This window comes from Brevibacillus fortis, assembly GCF_046196545.1.
In the GTDB taxonomy this organism is placed as follows: Bacteria; Bacillota; Bacilli; order Brevibacillales; family Brevibacillaceae; genus Brevibacillus; species Brevibacillus fortis_A.
In genome coordinates, this window is sequence record NZ_CP176370.1 from 1,152,501 (window position 1) to 1,168,484 (window position 15,984).

Annotated in this window: 15 protein-coding genes, 13 tRNA genes and 1 rRNA gene (1 of these 29 cut by a window edge); 26 read left to right on the plus strand and 3 right to left on the minus strand. The window is 47.5% G+C overall.

The genetic code is table 11. The features are described from left to right. The 18 genes from ACKKE8_RS06070 to ACKKE8_RS06155 form a co-directional block, all read left to right on the plus strand. Nucleotides 1-3: ribosomal RNA gene (locus ACKKE8_RS06070) — 23S ribosomal RNA — on the plus strand; it begins 2,926 nt to the left of the window's first position. Between the two features lie 52 nt (nucleotides 4-55). Further along, nucleotides 56-131, plus strand: a tRNA-Asn gene (locus tag ACKKE8_RS06075). A 3-nt stretch (nucleotides 132-134) separates the two neighbouring features. Further along, a tRNA-Ser gene (locus tag ACKKE8_RS06080) sits at nucleotides 135-227 on the plus strand. Between the two features lie 4 nt (nucleotides 228-231). Continuing rightward, nucleotides 232-305 (plus strand) — tRNA-Glu (locus ACKKE8_RS06085). Nucleotides 306-339: 34 nt separating this feature from the next. Then, nucleotides 340-415: transfer RNA gene (locus tag ACKKE8_RS06090), tRNA-Val, on the plus strand. Nucleotides 416-444: 29 nt separating this feature from the next. Then, a tRNA-Met gene (locus ACKKE8_RS06095) sits at nucleotides 445-521 on the plus strand. A gap of 77 nt (nucleotides 522-598) precedes the next feature. Next, a tRNA-Asp gene (locus tag ACKKE8_RS06100) sits at nucleotides 599-675 on the plus strand. 41 nt (nucleotides 676-716) lie between these two features. Beyond that, nucleotides 717-789 (plus strand) — tRNA-Phe (locus ACKKE8_RS06105). A 7-nt stretch (nucleotides 790-796) separates the two neighbouring features. Next, a tRNA-Trp gene (locus ACKKE8_RS06110) sits at nucleotides 797-870 on the plus strand. Nucleotides 871-897: 27 nt separating this feature from the next. After that, nucleotides 898-973, plus strand: a tRNA-His gene (locus tag ACKKE8_RS06115). A 26-nt stretch (nucleotides 974-999) separates the two neighbouring features. Continuing rightward, nucleotides 1,000-1,074: transfer RNA gene (locus ACKKE8_RS06120), tRNA-Gln, on the plus strand. Between the two features lie 7 nt (nucleotides 1,075-1,081). After that, nucleotides 1,082-1,157 (plus strand) — tRNA-Gly (locus ACKKE8_RS06125). 28 nt (nucleotides 1,158-1,185) lie between these two features. After that, nucleotides 1,186-1,259: transfer RNA gene (locus ACKKE8_RS06130), tRNA-Cys, on the plus strand. Nucleotides 1,260-1,268: 9 nt separating this feature from the next. Further along, nucleotides 1,269-1,350, plus strand: a tRNA-Leu gene (locus ACKKE8_RS06135). Between the two features lie 320 nt (nucleotides 1,351-1,670). Next, nucleotides 1,671-2,522, plus strand: a complete 852-nt coding sequence (locus ACKKE8_RS06140; RefSeq protein ID WP_409177375.1) for a helix-turn-helix domain-containing protein — start codon at nucleotides 1,671-1,673, stop codon at nucleotides 2,520-2,522. A gap of 69 nt (nucleotides 2,523-2,591) precedes the next feature. Then, the gene (locus tag ACKKE8_RS06145) at nucleotides 2,592-3,590 is read left to right on the plus strand and encodes an ABC transporter substrate-binding protein (RefSeq protein WP_409177376.1); all 999 of its coding nucleotides are present in this window, start codon (nucleotides 2,592-2,594) and stop codon (nucleotides 3,588-3,590) included. Nucleotides 3,591-3,620: 30 nt separating this feature from the next. Then, nucleotides 3,621-4,670 (plus strand): NAD(P)/FAD-dependent oxidoreductase, encoded by a 1,050-nt coding sequence (locus ACKKE8_RS06150; RefSeq protein ID WP_409179074.1) that lies wholly within the window; start codon nucleotides 3,621-3,623, stop codon nucleotides 4,668-4,670. A gap of 316 nt (nucleotides 4,671-4,986) precedes the next feature. Continuing rightward, nucleotides 4,987-6,318 (plus strand): purine/pyrimidine permease, encoded by a 1,332-nt coding sequence (locus ACKKE8_RS06155; RefSeq protein ID WP_409177377.1) that lies wholly within the window; start codon nucleotides 4,987-4,989, stop codon nucleotides 6,316-6,318. A 15-nt stretch (nucleotides 6,319-6,333) separates the two neighbouring features. On the opposite strand, the gene ACKKE8_RS06160 is transcribed toward ACKKE8_RS06155, so the two are convergent. Beyond that, complete coding sequence (locus ACKKE8_RS06160; protein ID WP_409179075.1) at nucleotides 6,334-7,005, minus strand: B3/4 domain-containing protein; 672 nt, start codon at nucleotides 7,003-7,005, stop codon at nucleotides 6,334-6,336. Between the two features lie 219 nt (nucleotides 7,006-7,224). Between ACKKE8_RS06160 and rnhA the strand changes: the two genes are divergently transcribed. The 4 genes from rnhA to ACKKE8_RS06180 all read left to right on the plus strand — a co-directional run bounded on the left by rnhA (nucleotide 7,225) and on the right by ACKKE8_RS06180 (nucleotide 10,470). Beyond that, nucleotides 7,225-7,659, plus strand: coding sequence for a ribonuclease HI (gene rnhA, locus ACKKE8_RS06165; RefSeq protein WP_173630755.1), 435 nt, complete (start codon nucleotides 7,225-7,227; stop codon nucleotides 7,657-7,659). Then, entirely contained in the window at nucleotides 7,656-8,807 is a 1,152-nt protein-coding gene (gene queG / locus ACKKE8_RS06170; protein WP_409177378.1) for a tRNA epoxyqueuosine(34) reductase QueG, read from the plus strand. The genes rnhA and queG overlap by 4 nt, the downstream gene beginning before the upstream one ends. A 32-nt stretch (nucleotides 8,808-8,839) precedes the next feature. Continuing rightward, complete coding sequence (locus ACKKE8_RS06175) at nucleotides 8,840-9,373, plus strand: methylated-DNA--[protein]-cysteine S-methyltransferase (protein WP_409177379.1); 534 nt, start codon at nucleotides 8,840-8,842, stop codon at nucleotides 9,371-9,373. Between the two features lie 128 nt (nucleotides 9,374-9,501). Further along, nucleotides 9,502-10,470 carry an amidase domain-containing protein gene (locus ACKKE8_RS06180; RefSeq protein ID WP_409177380.1) on the plus strand — a complete coding sequence of 323 codons (969 nt, stop codon included), beginning with the start codon at nucleotides 9,502-9,504 and terminating at the stop codon, nucleotides 10,468-10,470. Nucleotides 10,471-10,474: 4 nt separating this feature from the next. On the opposite strand, the gene ACKKE8_RS06185 is transcribed toward ACKKE8_RS06180, so the two are convergent. Further along, on the minus strand, nucleotides 10,475-11,182 hold the full coding sequence (locus ACKKE8_RS06185) for a ferric reductase-like transmembrane domain-containing protein (RefSeq protein WP_409177381.1): 708 nt from the start codon (nucleotides 11,180-11,182) through the stop codon (nucleotides 10,475-10,477). A gap of 138 nt (nucleotides 11,183-11,320) precedes the next feature. Between ACKKE8_RS06185 and trmL the strand changes: the two genes are divergently transcribed. The 3 genes from trmL to ACKKE8_RS06200 all read left to right on the plus strand — a co-directional run bounded on the left by trmL (nucleotide 11,321) and on the right by ACKKE8_RS06200 (nucleotide 13,248). Further along, a complete protein-coding gene (gene trmL, locus ACKKE8_RS06190; RefSeq protein ID WP_048031461.1) occupies nucleotides 11,321-11,791 on the plus strand; it encodes a tRNA (uridine(34)/cytosine(34)/5-carboxymethylaminomethyluridine(34)-2'-O)-methyltransferase TrmL in 471 nt (156 codons plus the stop codon). A gap of 25 nt (nucleotides 11,792-11,816) precedes the next feature. Further along, nucleotides 11,817-12,542 carry an HAD family hydrolase gene (locus ACKKE8_RS06195; RefSeq protein ID WP_409177382.1) on the plus strand — a complete coding sequence of 242 codons (726 nt, stop codon included), beginning with the start codon at nucleotides 11,817-11,819 and terminating at the stop codon, nucleotides 12,540-12,542. 145 nt (nucleotides 12,543-12,687) lie between these two features. Then, on the plus strand, nucleotides 12,688-13,248 hold the full coding sequence (locus tag ACKKE8_RS06200) for a hypothetical protein (RefSeq protein WP_409177383.1): 561 nt from the start codon (nucleotides 12,688-12,690) through the stop codon (nucleotides 13,246-13,248). 238 nt (nucleotides 13,249-13,486) lie between these two features. Here ACKKE8_RS06200 and ACKKE8_RS06205 read toward each other — a convergent pair whose 3' ends face one another. Beyond that, nucleotides 13,487-13,687, minus strand: coding sequence for a hypothetical protein (locus ACKKE8_RS06205; protein WP_409177384.1), 201 nt, complete (start codon nucleotides 13,685-13,687; stop codon nucleotides 13,487-13,489). A 357-nt stretch (nucleotides 13,688-14,044) separates the two neighbouring features. Here ACKKE8_RS06205 and ACKKE8_RS06210 point away from each other — a divergent pair, with 357 nt between their 5' ends. Further along, on the plus strand, nucleotides 14,045-15,943 hold the full coding sequence (locus tag ACKKE8_RS06210; RefSeq protein WP_409177385.1) for a PrkA family serine protein kinase: 1,899 nt from the start codon (nucleotides 14,045-14,047) through the stop codon (nucleotides 15,941-15,943). Nucleotides 15,944-15,984 lie beyond the last annotated feature (41 nt).

Here is a 15,984-nt window from a genome sequence, read left to right on the forward strand (position 1 = left end):
CACACATTCTTAGCAATCATGCGTATTCAGTTTTGAAGGAACAAACCTTCAACGTTCCTCGGTAGCTCAGTTGGTAGAGCAATCGGCTGTTAACCGATCGGTCGGCGGTTCGAGTCCGTCCCGAGGAGCCATATGGATGGATGTCCGAGCGGCCGAAGGAGCACGATTGGAAATCGTGTAGGCGGTGTCGAACCGTCTCGTGGGTTCAAATCCCACTCCATCCGCCATCTTGGCCCGTTGGTGAAGCGGTTTAACACAGCAGCCTTTCACGCTGTCATACAGGGGTTCGAATCCCCTACGGGTCACCTAGAATGATCCCTACATATTTGTAGGTGATTTGGAGGCTTAGCTCAGCTGGGAGAGCATCTGCCTTACAAGCAGAGGGTCGGCGGTTCGATCCCGTCAGCCTCCACCACTAATATTAATGGACATAGTCCTGACTATCGCGGGATGGAGCAGCTCGGTAGCTCGTCGGGCTCATAACCCGAAGGTCGCAGGTTCAAATCCTGCTCCCGCAACCAAATTTTCTACTTGCTCTACGTCGAGTAATCTTCTTGATCAAGTAGGATCGGAGTACCCAGTGGGTGCAACCAAATATGGAGCTGTGGTGAAGTTGGAGTTCACGCCGGTCTGTCACACCGGAGGTCGCGGGTTCGAGTCCCGTCAGCTCCGCCATTTCTAATCAAACGAAATTGGCGCGTAAAGCATGGATATAAGGCTCGGTAGCTCAGTCGGTAGAGCAGAGGACTGAAAATCCTCGTGTCGGCGGTTCGATTCCGTCCCGAGCCACCTTTATAGGGGCATAGTTTAACGGTAGAACGAAGGTCTCCAAAACCTTTGGTGTGGGTTCGATTCCTACTGCCCCTGCCATTTTTTAAGAAAATAGTAGTAATCATGGCGGTCGTGGCGAAGGGGTTAACGCACCGGATTGTGGCTCCGGCACTCGTGGGTTCAAGTCCCATCGATCGCCCCATAAATTCATAGTTGGGGATTACTTATTGGGGTATAGCCAAGCGGTAAGGCAACGGACTTTGACTCCGTCATTCCTAGGTTCAAATCCTAGTACCCCAGCCATTAAAATGCGGACGTAGCTCAATTGGTAGAGCGTCGCCTTGCCAAGGCGAAGGTCGAGGGTTCGAGACCCTTCGTCCGCTCCATTTTTCAAATTGTTTCACCTAATATCATGGAGGCATAGCCAAGTGGTAAGGCACGGGTCTGCAAAACCCTCACCCCCGGTTCAAATCCGGGTGCCTCCTCCAAAAGTATTTGCCGGTGTGGCGGAATGGCAGACGCGCGCGACTCAAAATCGTGAGGGAAACCGTGGGGGTTCAAGTCCCTTCACCGGCACCATACATAAAAGCAAGCTCTGAACATCAATTTTTATTGATTTCAGGGTTTTTTTTATTTTTATACGTAAAACAATTACTAGGTGAAGGAGAATAGGGCGCGATGCCAGTTTTCCCTTAATTGTTTCGGTTCGCCGATGACTAACTGGAACGAGTCGCCTGATTTCCCTATATTCCAAAAACAAAACAACGCGACATTAAGATTGATTATCAATCTCAATATAAGTAAGATTAAACATGGACGAGTAGGCTTTACTTTCTGCAATAGTGAAAATAATTATCAGTATTTTGTAATTAGCTTCGGAACAATGGGAGGTGCGAAAAATGAAAATCGATATCAATAAGCTTGCAGAGCATTTTGCGCATACTTCTTTTCGGGTGGAACAAGTCTGTCGCTATGCGCGTGATCCGGGAATGCGCTGTGATGGCTATACGGAGCCTTTTCCAGGCTTTGTATTTCCCTTAAGAGGTAAGGCAGAGTTTGTTTTTAATGGAACGCCCTATACGCTTGCTCCGGGGAAGGTGGTGCACGGTGGCGCACATATGCAATTGGATAGACAGGTCGTTGGCAATACAAGATGGGAGTATCTGCTTGTGCTGTATCGAATCTGTGCTCCCGAGCCAGCAGGCTTTTGCCTGCCCAAAGCGCATTTTGAGCTTACACCAGGGCATAGCCCTCGCCTGACGGAGCTCCTTGAGCTTCTGTGGCGAGTTTCTCGCCAGCCGGGCGGGATTCCCGTCTTTCAGACAGAAATGTTGTTCCGCTGTGCACTGGAAGAACTGTTCGTGTGTGTCCGTAACCAAAGTAACGACGGTGAGCAAGCACTATTCGAGCAAATATCGAAATACATACATGAGCATTATATGGACGCGCTAACTGTACGTGCCTTAGCGGAACAAAATGAAATCAATGAGAACAGGCTGTTCTATGTATTCAAGAAGTACACTGGTATGGGACCAGGAAAATATTTAATGGCATATCGTCTTAATCGGGCAAAGGAATGCTTGTTGGCTAACGATGCTCCTATAGGCGAGGTTGCCATTAGTGTCGGTTACACAGACGCATTTTATTTCAGTCGTATATTCAAAAAGCAGTTTGGTGTCTCTCCTGGAGAATTCCGGGCGACATTCAGGAATAATCCATATGGTTTTCAGGATAGCTCCATTCCTATATAAAATGTGTTTTGCTACACTGGCCTTACCAAGCTAGTCATGCAAAACTAAAGTCATATCGGAGGAGTCATAATGAGAAGACTCATGGGACTAATGGTCTCAATCGCACTTTTGGCTGGTATTTTGACAGGTTGTGCTGGAACGACAAATAGCAGTTCAGCACCAAACAGCACGCCCTCCGTAGCGGAGAAGACAGGCACACTGGAACAAAAGGATAAGGAAACGGGAAAATGGCCGAGAACGTATGTAGATGCTCTTGGCCGTGAGATCGTATTGGAAAAGAAGCCGGAGAAAGTAGCCCTCCTCTTCTTTCGAAATTTTGAGCATTTGTTTTTGCTTGATGAATCCCCTGTAGCGGCTACGGATCTCAACGTGCTTGATGAGTGGCAATCCCTTGCGCCGTATAAGGATAACGAAATTGCGGATCTTGGATCAATAGCGAATCCCAATCTAGAGAAGTTGCTGGAAGTCGATCCGGATTTAATTATCGTGGTCGCGAACCGGTATGAGAAGTACGGAGAAAAATTGGAGCAAATAGCGCCGGTTGTTGTCGTGGATACCAATGAAAACAATTGGCAAGGTGCGTTACGAGAATATGGAAAAATATTTGGCAAAGAGCAAAAAGCTGAGGATGAAATTGCGCGTATTGAAACACTCCTTGCCGATTCAAAAGAGCAATTACAGGCGTACAACGCCAAAACCTTTGGTTTGATTATGCTGGGAGACAAGCAATTTTGGGCCTTTACGACACAGTTTATTTTCAACAAAGAAAGCGGTCTCGGTTTACATCCACCAAGCAAGTATGCAGATATGTCCACAAAAGGAGAGCAGATTTCTTTGGAGGGACTGGCAGCAATGAACCCTGATTACATGTTTGTTGCTGATATAGGAGGGTCCTCGAATAATTTGGAGGGCTACCTAAAAAATTTGGAAAGTGATACTGTATGGAATTCGCTTGGCGCAATAAAGAACGGTCACATGTACGCGTTAGACAGCTCGATTGCGGCTGGGGGACCGTTGGCGATCGAACTTGGAGTAAAAACCATCATGGAAAAGATTCGGGCAAAATAGAATCGTCTGTAACAGAGGAGAGGTCAAATGATGAAAAACGAGGAATGGTATGACGTAACGATCATCGGAGGAGGGCCGGCGGGTCTTTTCTCCGCTTTTTATAGCGGTCTTAGAGAAATGAAGACCAAGCTGATTGAATATCAACCAGTACTGGGCGGAAAAATCCATGTCTATCCAGAAAAAATGATTTGGGATGTCGGCGGTCTCACTCCCATTCTGGGAGAAAAATTAATTGAACAACTGGTTGCGCAGGGACAAACCTTTCACCCGACTGTGGTCCTAAATCAGAAAGTAGAATGGATGGAACGTGACGAATCAGGATTATTTGTGCTCCATACTGCTTCAGGAGAACGGCATTATACAAAAACGGTCATTCTAGCGATAGGTGGAGGAATCTTAAAGCCCCAAAAAATTGATTTGGAGGGTGCAGATAAGTTTGAAGTGACAAATCTAAATTATACGGTCAAATCACTGAAGCGGTTTAAGGATAAAACAGTGATCATTTCTGGCGGAGGAAACTCGGCGATTGATTGGGCAAACGAGCTTGAACCGATCGCTCAACAAGTGTATCTAACTTATCGAAAGGACACTTTGTCAGGACACGAAGCACAAGTGAAACAGCTCATGAACAGTTCTGTAAAATGTTTTTTTGACACTTCCATTACCAGGTTGATTGCTTCTCCCAATCACGAGAAGATTGAACGAGTTGAACTGACAAATCATGTAACAGGTGAAAAAAGGGTGCTACACATTGACGAAGTTATCATCAATCATGGTTATGAGCGAGACAGGTCACTGTTGGAAAATAGCAAAGTAAAGATGGAGTTAAGTGAAGAGTATCTTATTGCCGGTCAAGCTACCAGTGCGACCTCAGTGCCGGGTATTTATGCAGCGGGGGATATTCTGAAGTATGAGGGAAAAGTGCATTTGATCGCAGGGGCTTTCCAAGATGCAGCGAATGCGGTAAACCAGGCTAAACTTTATATACAGCCTGAAGCGAATAAAAGCGGAATGGTTTCTTCGCATAATGATATTTTTCAAAGCCGGAACCGTGAGTTAATCAAGCAGATGATGAAATAGGCTTTCTAACGGAAAGAATAATGGCAGGAAATAATAACGCTCGGGAGCAAAATCGGCTCATCAATCACGTCATCGTGATTGATGAGCCTTTTTCGTATGTATTCGCCTGCGAATTTTGGATCTCAACGAATTCTCATTAGAAGTGTTGCCTAGCTAATTATTTTCAAGGAAACCAGATGGTGATATTCTTTACGGTATTGTATACTTTCGAGGCAGGCTCAATCGAAATAGCAATCGACAGTAGAATAGCGCATGCTTTTCGGGAATAGTGAAGACGTGAGCGACTATTGTCTGTAACAAGAATGAGGTGGTTTTGATGAAGTACGGTTTGTATGACAAACCCCCAGTAGGCACAACCATTTTGTCCGCTCTCCAATGGATGATCGTAGCCGTATCGAGCAGTGTAGCGGTACCTTTGATGATTGGCGATGTCTACGGTCTTGGGCCGGATGAAATCGGTAACTTGATGCAGCAGACCATGTTTTTTATTGGTTTGGCTTCTCTTTTACAGGTATGGATCGGTCACCGATATCCCATGCTGGAAGGACCAGCAGGGCTTTGGTGGGGGATCTTTATTATTTTGGCACAGATCGGAACCAGTGTAGGGTTAGAGCCACGTGAGATCGGGCAGTCTTTTCAGATCGGACTCGGAATGGCTGGGGTTTTGTTCCTGATCTTTGGCTTGATGGGATGGATCGGGAAGCTACAGAGATGGTTTACGCCTCTCGTTTCGGGAACGTACATGATTTTGCTTGCTGTCTCATTGTGCAGCAACATTTTGGCTGGGATGCTGGGGATCGGATTCCAACATTCCAAAGAAGTGATCCCGCAGGTGGCGATTGTCTCGATCGCGATCGTTGCGTTGGTGATCGTAGTGATGCGGACGAAGCTCTTTTCCAGCTTTGCGGTTCTGTTTGGAATGGTGGCAGGATGGGTGCTCTATGCCGTTATGGGTTGGACTGAGCCTGTCCGGCCTGTTGAACAGGTGATTGCGTGGCCGTCACTCTTTTTCTGGGGACCTCCACTCTGGGATTGGGGAGTCATTCTGACGAGCATGCTGACGGGCTTCGTGCTGTTGACCAATCTGGTAACGAGCATGGTGGTCATGGGCAAAGCGACCGACACAGTACCTACTGAGGAGCAGTACAACCGCGGAGGCGTCTTTACAGGGGTTTCCCATCTGTTGTCCGGGCTTGGTGGAGTAGTCGGGATGATTCCCCTCTCGCTCGCTGCTGCGGTCATTCAGACGACGCGAATGGCGTCTCGTTTACCTTTTATGTTGGCTATGGTCGGCATCATGATCATAGGCTTATTGCCTTATGTCTCGAACTTTTTGGCGGCTCTCCCTACACCGGTTGCTTATGCTGCCATGTTCATTTCCTACACACAGCTGCTCGGATTTGGACTAAAGGATTATGCAAATGTGAAACTGGACGACCGGACGATTACGGTTGGAGGGAGCTCCTTGCTGGTGGGGATCGGAGTGATGTTTGTGCCATCGACCGCGTGGCAGCATTTGCCTCCTCTCGTCAGCTTCCTGTTCGGGAACGGCCTGCTGCTCGGAGTTATCGTCTGCTTAGTACTGGAGCATGTCGTTTTCCGAGTGAGCGGAGATGATCACAATAAAAAAGACGGCCACGCTGCTTGACGGGCCGTTTTTTTATTAGACAGAGAGAATATAAGAGCTATCTAAATCGCCGCCATTGATCTCCGTAAACATCCGGCCGACCGAGTTCAGGATCTCGACCCTCTTTTGTGAGCCTACTTGCTCGTGGAAAAAGGTCACTTGCATGAGGTTGCGGCTATTTTCGGTGACACAAGAGCGCTTGGAGTCAACGATCGGGCTACCAAAAGCTCCTTTGTCATCTGAGAGTAGCAGCTTGCCTTCCATGTTGACCTCACGACCATTCAATCCTTCGTATACGTCTTCACTGGTGCCGATTCGCAAAATGACATCTCCCACTAATTGCTCCTGGTCATAAATGCCAAAAGGAAGGGCATGGAGGACCGAAAAGAAATTATTGATGTCGACTGCGCTGTTGATCCAGAAAAATGCATTTCCTTGCAAAAGTCTGCGAAGCAGCGCCTCAGATGAGGGGCGGTAGCGCGATGGATCGGTTCCGACCTGTTTGAAAGCAGCTCGCCACTCGCGAATGCCCTCAATCTCAGTCAAGCGTGCAGGATCGTGTTCGAGACGGAGGCTTTCCACAAAGTAATTGATGCGGCCTTGAAGCATTTTGGGGGAGTCGCTGACGGAAGCACCGCTATAGTGGAGAATGCCCAGGGAAAGTTGAGGGAGGCGTTCGGTTACAGAAGCGTCCAGCTGTACTTTCATCATGTGTCACTCCTTATTCAACCTATTTTTGGGTAGTATAACAAACAAAATTTTTTTGTGGAAGCGACAAAGCTTCGTTACAATAGAAATAGCATCATACTGCAGCAACTCTCGAAAATGGTTCTTCAGGAAGAGCAGCTTATCTAGACAGCGTACAAATTGTATAGCTTTCTTTCATGATAAACAAAGAACGTAAGGAGGTATTACCTGACGATGACGATGCGTGAGGTTGATATTTATACTGACGGAGCTTGTTCCGGCAATCCAGGACCAGGTGGTTGGGGAGCTGTACTGATGTACGGCCAACACATCAAGGAAATGTCCGGTGCCGAACCGCATACAACGAATAACAGAATGGAGCTGTTGGCGGCCATCAAGGCGCTCTCTACATTGAAGGAGCCTTGTAAGGTCACGCTGTATAGCGACAGTGCATACTTGGTTAACTGTTTCAAACAAGGCTGGTATAAAGGCTGGCTGAAAAACGGCTGGAAAAACAGCAAAGGCCAGCAGGTGGAAAATCAGGACTTATGGAAAGAACTGCTGCAATTGATGGACACCCACAAGGTAGAGTACGTAAAAGTCAAAGGACACGCCGACAACAAATGGAACAACCGCTGCGACGAATTGGCGACAGGAGCGATTAAACAGCTGTGAACGACTTGCAGTACTGGGAGCAGACAAAGCAGTCCATCATTGACTATGCCAAGGAAATCGGTATCGATAAGATCGGGTTTGCCAGTGCCGATCCATTCATGACCTTAAAAGAACGGCTTATAGTACACCGGGAAAAGGGTTATGAATCTGGATTTGAAGAGCCTGATTTAGAAAAGAGGACGAACCCGGAACTGTTGTTGGACGGGGCACGTTCACTGATTTCTATAGCACTGGCCTATCCATCCAAGCTCAAAAATCCACCAAAGTCAGAGCCTGGTGCGTATCGGGGAATCTTGTGCCGTGCTGCATGGGGAACCGATTACCATCACGTTCTGCGCGACAAGCTGGACAAGCTGACTCGATTCATAATGGAGCTGGAGCCAGGAGCTCGGATCGAATCCATGGTAGACACGGGAGCATTGTCTGATCGTGCGGTTGCCGAGCGGGCTGGGATTGGGTTTGTAGGAAAAAACTGTGCCATCATAACGCCGGAGTTCGGATCATGGGTGTACTTGGGGGAGCTTGTAACGAATCTTCCTTTGCCGAGCGATCAACCAATCGAAGAAGGCTGTGGCGACTGCAATATATGTGTAGACGCTTGTCCGACCGGAGCCTTGATTCAGGGCGGGCAGCTTGATGCACAGCGATGTGTAGCTTATTTGACACAGGTGAAAGACTTTATTCCAGATGAATTCCGCGGGAAAATCGGGAATCGACTGTATGGTTGCGATACTTGTCAGACGGTATGTCCTAAGAATCGTCGCATCGACAACGACCATCAAGCTGAATTTCAACCTGATCCGGAGATTGCAAAGCCATTGTTGATTCCGCTGCTTCAGATGAGCAATAAGGAGTTCAAGGAAAAGTTCGGCCAATCCTCTTCATCTTGGCGGGGCAAAAAGCCCATTCAGCGCAATGCCATATTAGCACTTGCGCATTTCAAGGATCGGACGGCTGTTCCTCATTTGGAGCGTCTTTTGTTCGAAGACCCCCGTCCAGTCATTCGTGGAACTGCTGCATGGGCACTTGGAAAAATCGGAGGAGAGCAGGCACAAGAAGCGCTCATTTCCGCGAAAGCAAAAGAGGCGTCACCAGAAGTGGTGGAAGAGATAGAAAAAGGCATGAGCATGATTCGCGCACAGGCTTAGGCTTAGTTTGAACGTGAGAGGGAGGACGTAAAATGGCAAAGGAATTAGGCTATACGATGATGGATTCACCGATTGGACCATTGCTCTTGGCTTCTACAGAAGAAGGGCTGTGCTATATTCAGTTTGCCAATGAACAAGACGGATTGGCGCCGCTTGTGCGCTGGTGCAAAAAAACGTTCTTAGGAATTACCCCAACGCGCAACGATGCGATCAATAAGTCAGCAAAAAAACAATTAGAAGAGTATTTTGCAGGCAAGCGAAAGACGTTTGATGTTCCAACCATATTGTACGGAACTCCCTTTCAAAAGTCTGTATGGAATGAGCTATCGAACATCCCCTATGGAGAAACTCGTTCTTACAAAGATATTGCCTTGGCTATTGGAGCGGCGAAAGCTGTTCGGGCCATTGGCGGTGCGAACAATCGGAATCCCATTCCTGTCATTATACCGTGCCATCGTGTCATTGGCTCGAATGGTGCCTTGGTCGGATACGGCGGTGGCTTATCCATTAAAGAATATTTGCTGTCCTTAGAAGAAGGTCCACTTTTTGCTCACGCTTCTTCCTAATAAGCTGTCTGCTTGCTCGGGCAGCTTTTCTTTTTCTTCTGAATGCTCCACGAGTGACATATTCTTCATTGAGATGAACGGTTCATGGGTCTATGTCGCAGTCTGGAGGCGGAAAGGAGGAGGGGAAAGTGGAGTGGCGTGAATTTGTTCAGCAATACTTTCAAGCAGTTCACCAGTCATCTATGGACGGAAAGTATGAGCGGCTGCTGCCTTTTTATTGCGCAGGTGAGTCTGGCGTACAGGAAGAATGGGATCGATTGAATCGAGAGAAGCGGAAAATCGAGGAGCGGGGAGTCAAATTATTGGCTGTCCAGGGACAAGTAACCCCCATGTGCTGGGTAGATACTGATGCAACCATGGAAATAACGGTTCAATGGCAAGAAAAGAAAACTCTAGGGATCAAGCATACCAAGTTTAAAGAGGCAAATAGAAGATTGTTCCAGCTCCAGTTGATCAAAACGAATGAAAAGTGGTCGATTATCGGGGCAAGGGAGTCGAATGGTGATCAAAAATTGGTGGTCGATGAAGAGGAGGAGCCTATCATCGTTGTGTCAGGTGTCGAGGATGCCATTGACCAACCTATGCTGATGGTGCATGGAGCGGGGGGTTACAACGCTGCAAATGCAGTCGCATATGCGGAACGCTACTGGAACACGACCAATCCCGTGTATCCTCGTTTTACGGATGACTGCACGAATTTTATTTCGCAATGTTTACACGCTGGCGGAATCCCTATGCTGATGTCGAAAGAGATGGGCAAGGGCTGGTGGATTCGCACGGGAAAAGGCGCCTCTTGGAGTTATAGCTGGACGGTAGCGCATAGCTTGTATTTGCTTTTGAAATCGGGTGGACCACCTATGCGGGCGGTTATGAAAAGCTCTGCGGCTGAATTAGTCCCAGGTGATATCATTTGTTATGATTTTAACGGGGATGGGCGTTTTCAGCACAATACGATCGTGGTCGCAAAAGACGGGAATCAGATGCCGTTAGTGAATGCCCATACGACAGATAGCAGCATGCGTTATTGGGCATATGAGGATTCCACAGCCTATACGCCCAAAATGCGCTATGCCTTCTTTCATATAAGAGGGGTATAATTACTTACCTCTTGCGAAAAAAAGCTCTTCGTATAAAAGCGATACTGCGAATCATCCAAATCATTGCTGCGAAAACGAGCATGTCTGAAAAGGTATGCGGTTCTCCTTTAATGGATTGGATGTAAATCAAGCCATGGAACAAGACGATGACAAAAAGCCATGGATTGGCGAGATGAAGCCTTTTCCAACTGGAGCCACCCAGCCATTTTTCTGCGCGTGCAGAAGAAGTCAGCCACAGGGCCAGTAGAATGAAAAAAGCAAGCAGCCCAAGATAGTTCGCAACGCCTGTGAGGGTCCAGTTGGGAGATGGCCACATCGTTGGATCAGAGGAACAGAAAAAGAACAGACCCAGCCAGCCATCAGCCTTTTCAGAACGGTTGTCATCTATGATCATCAGGCGAGGCTCATTTTCAAAAAGGACGAGCACAAGAATGACGTGCAGCAGTCCAGTTAGCCCAGCCCATATACCGATATCTCGGCGAATGGACAAGCTGACAGCCATCCAGCTAGCAGGGAGCCAGGACTGGAGTGGACCAATTAGTAAGGTGCAGCCAATCAAAATAAATGAGAGATAGCCGAGAATCATGCTCCATGTTTCAAAAGCAGGAAACGAAGAAAAATCAGTCCACATCCAACTGGTGCCAAGCAGGATCAAACTCAGGATGCTCACATGTGCGACAAGGCGTCGCCCAAATGATATGGGTGTCCCCATCTAATCATCACTCCTTCGATAGCCAAAGTTTTCTGATTAGATGCAGCAGGCACTCCATTTGTTACAGAAGCTGGGCACGGTGGTATAATAGGACGTGTACAGGTATCAAGTTCGCAATTTACAAGGAGATTTTCAGATATGCCGTTACATATTGTTTTGCATGAGCCGCTCATTCCGGCCAACACGGGAAACATCGCTCGTTCATGTGCAGCGACAGGAGCGCATTTGCATTTGATTCATCCGCTCGGATTTTCAACGGACGATCGTTACCTGAAGCGGGCTGGTCTCGATTATTGGCATGCAGTAAATGTTCACCATCATGAGAGCTTTGAGCATTTTGCTGCGGCTCAAGGGGAAGGTGCGGGCACCTTTTACTTTGTGGAGACCTGGGGGGAAAAGTTGTATACGGACGTTTCTTTCCGAGATGGCGACTACATTATCTTGGGCAAGGAGACGACGGGCTTGCCGGAAGAGCTGACAGAAAAATATCGGGAACAGACTATTCGTATCCCGATGAGCGGTGCGACCCGTTCTGTGAACCTGTCCAATTGTGCAGCTATTGTCTTGTTTGAGGGACTTCGTCAGTTAGGTTTTCCATCGCTATCGTAAGGCATTTGGGAGGGAGAGATCCATTATGACTGTGAACACCATCCTGTTTGATTTGGACGGTACGCTATTAGAGATGCAGACTGAACCCTTTGTCAAAAGTTACTTGGTTGAAGTAGGCCGTCATGTCGGAGATAAGTACGATACCGAAAAGTTGTTGGCGCTGATTTGGGATGCGACCAAGGCAATGATCATGAACCAAGAGCCTGACAAGACGAACGAACAGGTTTTTATCGAACATTTTATGGAACACAGTGAGTGGGAGCGGGAAGAAATATGGCCTCTGTTCGATTCGTTTTATCGCGATGTGTTTCCGACACTTTCTCACCTGACGTATCCTTCGCCATGGGCAAAGCAGATTATTGCTGCTGCCAAAGAGCAAGGATTTCGGGTTGCAGTAGCGACGAATCCTGTTTTCCCGCGTGATGCGATTCACCATCGCCTCGCTTGGATCGGGATGTCACCGGATGATTTCGAGCTAGTCACCGTCTACGAGGAATCGCATTTTACGAAGCCGAATCCTGGTTATTATAATGAGATTTGCCAAAAGCTTGGGGTTGAGCCGATAGACTGTGTTATGGTCGGGAATCATATGCAGGAGGACATGGTCGCATCCAAGCTGGGGATGAAAACGTTTCTGGTAACCAATTGGATGGAAGACCGTGGTGAGCCTCAGTATCAGGTAGATCAGCGGGGATCATTAGAAGAGCTGTGTACGGCGATTTCTGAAAAAAGCGGTGTGTTTGCGCGTTAACAAATGTGCATGAAAGAATAGACGAGAAGCAGGCTGTCCGTTTGAAAAAATGGTCAAGCCTGCTTTTTCACATACTTTTCCCAAAATCATCAGGTAGGCTAGGGGTGTACGACCACGTTTTACATAATAAAGGAGGAAATCCTGCATGAAAAAACTTGTTTCGTCTCTGGTGATGGCTACTTTGCTATTTAGCGGTATCTCTGGTGTGACTGCGGCGGATACAGCAGCGGATTCTACAGCTACGTACTCGAAAGCGGAGAAAAACGAAGAAAACAGAGCAAAACTGAATGAGAAGGCTGCCAAGTGGGGCGTCGAAACCACGGATAAAACAAATAAGGAAGTAAAAGCAGCCATTCAAGAAGCAAAAGCGGCAAAGAAAGCAGAAAGCGCTGAGAAAAAAGCGGCAAAAGAAGCGAAGAAGCAAGAACAACTCGCCAAGCTAAATGAAAAAGCTGTGAAGCTGGGCGTTGATACGGCAGGTAAGACTGCGAAGGAAGTAAAAGCGGCTATTAAAGAAGCAAAAGCAGCAAAAAAAGCAGAAGGCGCTGTGAAAAAGGCAGCCAAAGAAGCAAAGAAGCAAGAACAGCTCGAGAACCTGAAAGAAAAGGCAGCCAAGTGGGGCGTTGACACAGCAGGTAAGAGTGCAAAACAAATCAAGGCTGAAATCGAAGTGAAGAAAGCAGAAAAGAAAGAGAATAAGAAATAACAAGAAAACAAAAAAAGCAGGTTGCCACAGTAGGCAGCCTGCTTTTTTCCCTGAATGCTACTTACATGTTCCAGGTTTTGTCCTCGTTGTAGCCAGCTGTCAGAATGAAAAACAGAAAAGCTCCGAAGACCAATGCTACGATAAATGTACCCACGTTTGACAGCTCCTTTCGTAAACAAACTACTCCCATTATAGCGTAGCCTGCCCACTTTGCAAACGAATTAAAGCTGTTGTGCCCTTAAGTAAGTGACAATTTTCGATGGTCATTCACGAGTTTTAAGAAAGCAGTAAGCGATATCGGCACACTCAGTATTTCTCCCGTATCGAGTTCCATTCCTGTCACTGCTTGGTAAATAAATACCGAAAGAATCACCAAGGCCGCGATGCCAGTCAAATAAAGTCCTTTTTTCACTTGAATGCGTTCTGTTTGGATTTCCATGTTCGTTCCTCCCGTTATTTTAAGCCAATCCATATTGGCTTTCCGTGTATGTTGCTTATGATTGTATTTTACAGGGGAGTAGGGATTACAAACCATCGAATCAGCTTACAGCTACGCTCGTTAAACCTTACAATTCCGTAATCTCCCAAGCCGTTAAAAAGCAGTGTGCCGTATTTTTATGGGAAGATTGCTGAAACTTGTGCTGATGTCGCGCATACACATATGTAAAGGCTGTAAGAGCCTGTTGGCAACCGGAGAAAACGGCTTGCACGTGAATGCGTGACCGCAGGCGGACATATACATGAGAGTACATTGTCGTTGGGAAGAGAGAGGGCTTAAGAGGGAGGAGTGTCGAACATGGACATTTTAAAACGGATCGCTGAGCACCGGGCCCGCGAAGAAAACCTGATGTGGAGAGGAACATTCGCCGAATATTTGGATCTTGTACGTAAAAATCCGCAAATAGCCCAGACGGCGCATTCACGCGTCTACAACATGATTAAAAGCGCGGGGGTTGAAGAGAACGAGGACGGCTCACGTTCGTATCAATTTTTTAGTCGAGAAATCTTCGGACTTGATCGTTCTGTTGAGCGCCTAGTGGAGGAATATTTCCACTCGGCTGCACGTCGTCTGGATGTTCGCAAACGCATCTTGCTCTTGATGGGACCTGTCAGTGGCGGTAAGTCTACGCTCGTGACGATGCTCAAGCGAGGATTGGAAGAGTATTCACGGACGGAAGCCGGAGCGATCTATGCACTTGATGGCTGCCCCATGCACGAAGAACCACTTCATCTTATCCCGCACGAGCTGCGTCCAGAGGTGGAAGAAGAGCTGGGAATCAAGATTGAAGGAGAATTGACACCCTATAACCGGATGAGGTTGGAGAACGAATTCGGAGGGTGCATCGAGGATTTCCCTGTTCACCGGATTTTGTTTTCTGAAGCCAACCGGGTCGGGATCGGTACGTTTAGCCCTTCCGATCCGAAGTCACAGGATATTGCCGATTTGACGGGGAGCATCGACTTTTCGACGATTACGAAGTACGGCTCTGAGTCGGACCCTCGTGCTTATCGCTTTGATGGGGAGTTGAACAAAGCCAACCGCGGATTGATGGAATTCCAGGAAATGCTGAAATGCGACGAGAAGTTTTTGTGGCATCTCCTGTCGCTGACACAGGAAGGAAACTTCAAGGCAGGTCGTTTTGCCCTCATTTCTGCAGATGAGCTGATTGTTGCGCATACGAACGAATCGGAGTACAAGTCTTTTATTGCGAATAAGAAAAATGAGGCACTGCAATCTCGGATTATCGTCATGCCGATGCCGTATAATCTGCGTGTTAGTGACGAAGAAAAAATATACTCGAAATTAATCAAGCAATCCGACTTGGGGCATGTGCATATTGCGCCGCATGCGCTCCGGTCAGCAGCAGTCTTTTCCATCATGACCCGTCTGAAAGAATCGAAAAAACAAGGGGCCGATCTGCTGAAAAAGATGCGGCTGTATGACGGTGAATCGGTGGAAGGCTTCAAAGGAGCCGATCTGGAAGAGCTGCGAAACGAGCATGCCGATGAAGGAATGTCTGGGATTGATCCGCGTTATGTCATCAACCGTATCTCCAGTGCACTGATCCGCCGCGATACGGAGTGCATCAATGCACTTGATATTCTTCGGGCACTTAAAGAAGGCTTTGACCAGCATCCATCTATCACCAAGGAGCAGCGGGAGAGGTATATGAACTTCATCTCTATCGCGCGCAAGGAATACGACGAGCTGGCGAAAAAAGAAGTGCAGAAGGCGTTTGTCTACAGCTATGAAGAGTCGGCAAAAACGCTCATGGATAACTATTTGGACAATGTGGAAGCTTATTGCAACATGAACAAAATCCGTGACCCCGTTACAGGTGAGGAAATGGATCCAGATGAGCGCCTGATGCGTTCCATCGAGGAGCAAATCGGCATCTCGGAAAATGCCAAGCGGGCCTTCCGCGAAGAAATTCTCATCCGTATCTCGGCCTATGCGCGTAAAGGGAAGCGTTTTGACTACAGCACACATGATCGTCTGCGGGAAGCTATCGAGAAGAAGCTGTTTGCCGATCTGAAGGATGTCGTCAAGATTACGACCTCGAACAAAACGCCGGATGAGCATCAGCTCAAGAAGATTAATGAGGTCACCAAGCGTCTTATCGAAGAGCATCAATATTGCCCAGTTTGCGCAAATGAGCTGCTGCGCTATGTGGGTAGCCTGTTGAACAGATGACAGAACGTTGGCGACATGAGGAGCACGTCATATTCGGCGCA

Coding starts and splice junctions, on each gene's coding strand:
- ACKKE8_RS06140 (WP_409177375.1), top strand. CDS start 1,671: ATGAAAATCGATATCAATAAGCTTGCAGAGCATTTTGCGCATACTTCT.
- ACKKE8_RS06145 (WP_409177376.1), top strand. CDS start 2,592: ATGAGAAGACTCATGGGACTAATGGTCTCAATCGCACTTTTGGCTGGT.
- ACKKE8_RS06150 (WP_409179074.1), top strand. CDS start 3,621: ATGAAAAACGAGGAATGGTATGACGTAACGATCATCGGAGGAGGGCCG.
- ACKKE8_RS06155 (WP_409177377.1), top strand. CDS start 4,987: ATGAAGTACGGTTTGTATGACAAACCCCCAGTAGGCACAACCATTTTG.
- ACKKE8_RS06160 (WP_409179075.1), bottom strand. CDS start 7,005: ATGAAAGTACAGCTGGACGCTTCTGTAACCGAACGCCTCCCTCAACTT.
- rnhA (WP_173630755.1), top strand. CDS start 7,225: ATGCGTGAGGTTGATATTTATACTGACGGAGCTTGTTCCGGCAATCCA.
- ACKKE8_RS06175 (WP_409177379.1), top strand. CDS start 8,840: ATGGCAAAGGAATTAGGCTATACGATGATGGATTCACCGATTGGACCA.
- ACKKE8_RS06185 (WP_409177381.1), bottom strand. CDS start 11,182: ATGGGGACACCCATATCATTTGGGCGACGCCTTGTCGCACATGTGAGC.
- trmL (WP_048031461.1), top strand. CDS start 11,321: ATGCCGTTACATATTGTTTTGCATGAGCCGCTCATTCCGGCCAACACG.
- ACKKE8_RS06195 (WP_409177382.1), top strand. CDS start 11,817: ATGACTGTGAACACCATCCTGTTTGATTTGGACGGTACGCTATTAGAG.
- ACKKE8_RS06200 (WP_409177383.1), top strand. CDS start 12,688: ATGAAAAAACTTGTTTCGTCTCTGGTGATGGCTACTTTGCTATTTAGC.
- ACKKE8_RS06205 (WP_409177384.1), bottom strand. CDS start 13,687: ATGGAAATCCAAACAGAACGCATTCAAGTGAAAAAAGGACTTTATTTG.
- ACKKE8_RS06210 (WP_409177385.1), top strand. CDS start 14,045: ATGGACATTTTAAAACGGATCGCTGAGCACCGGGCCCGCGAAGAAAAC.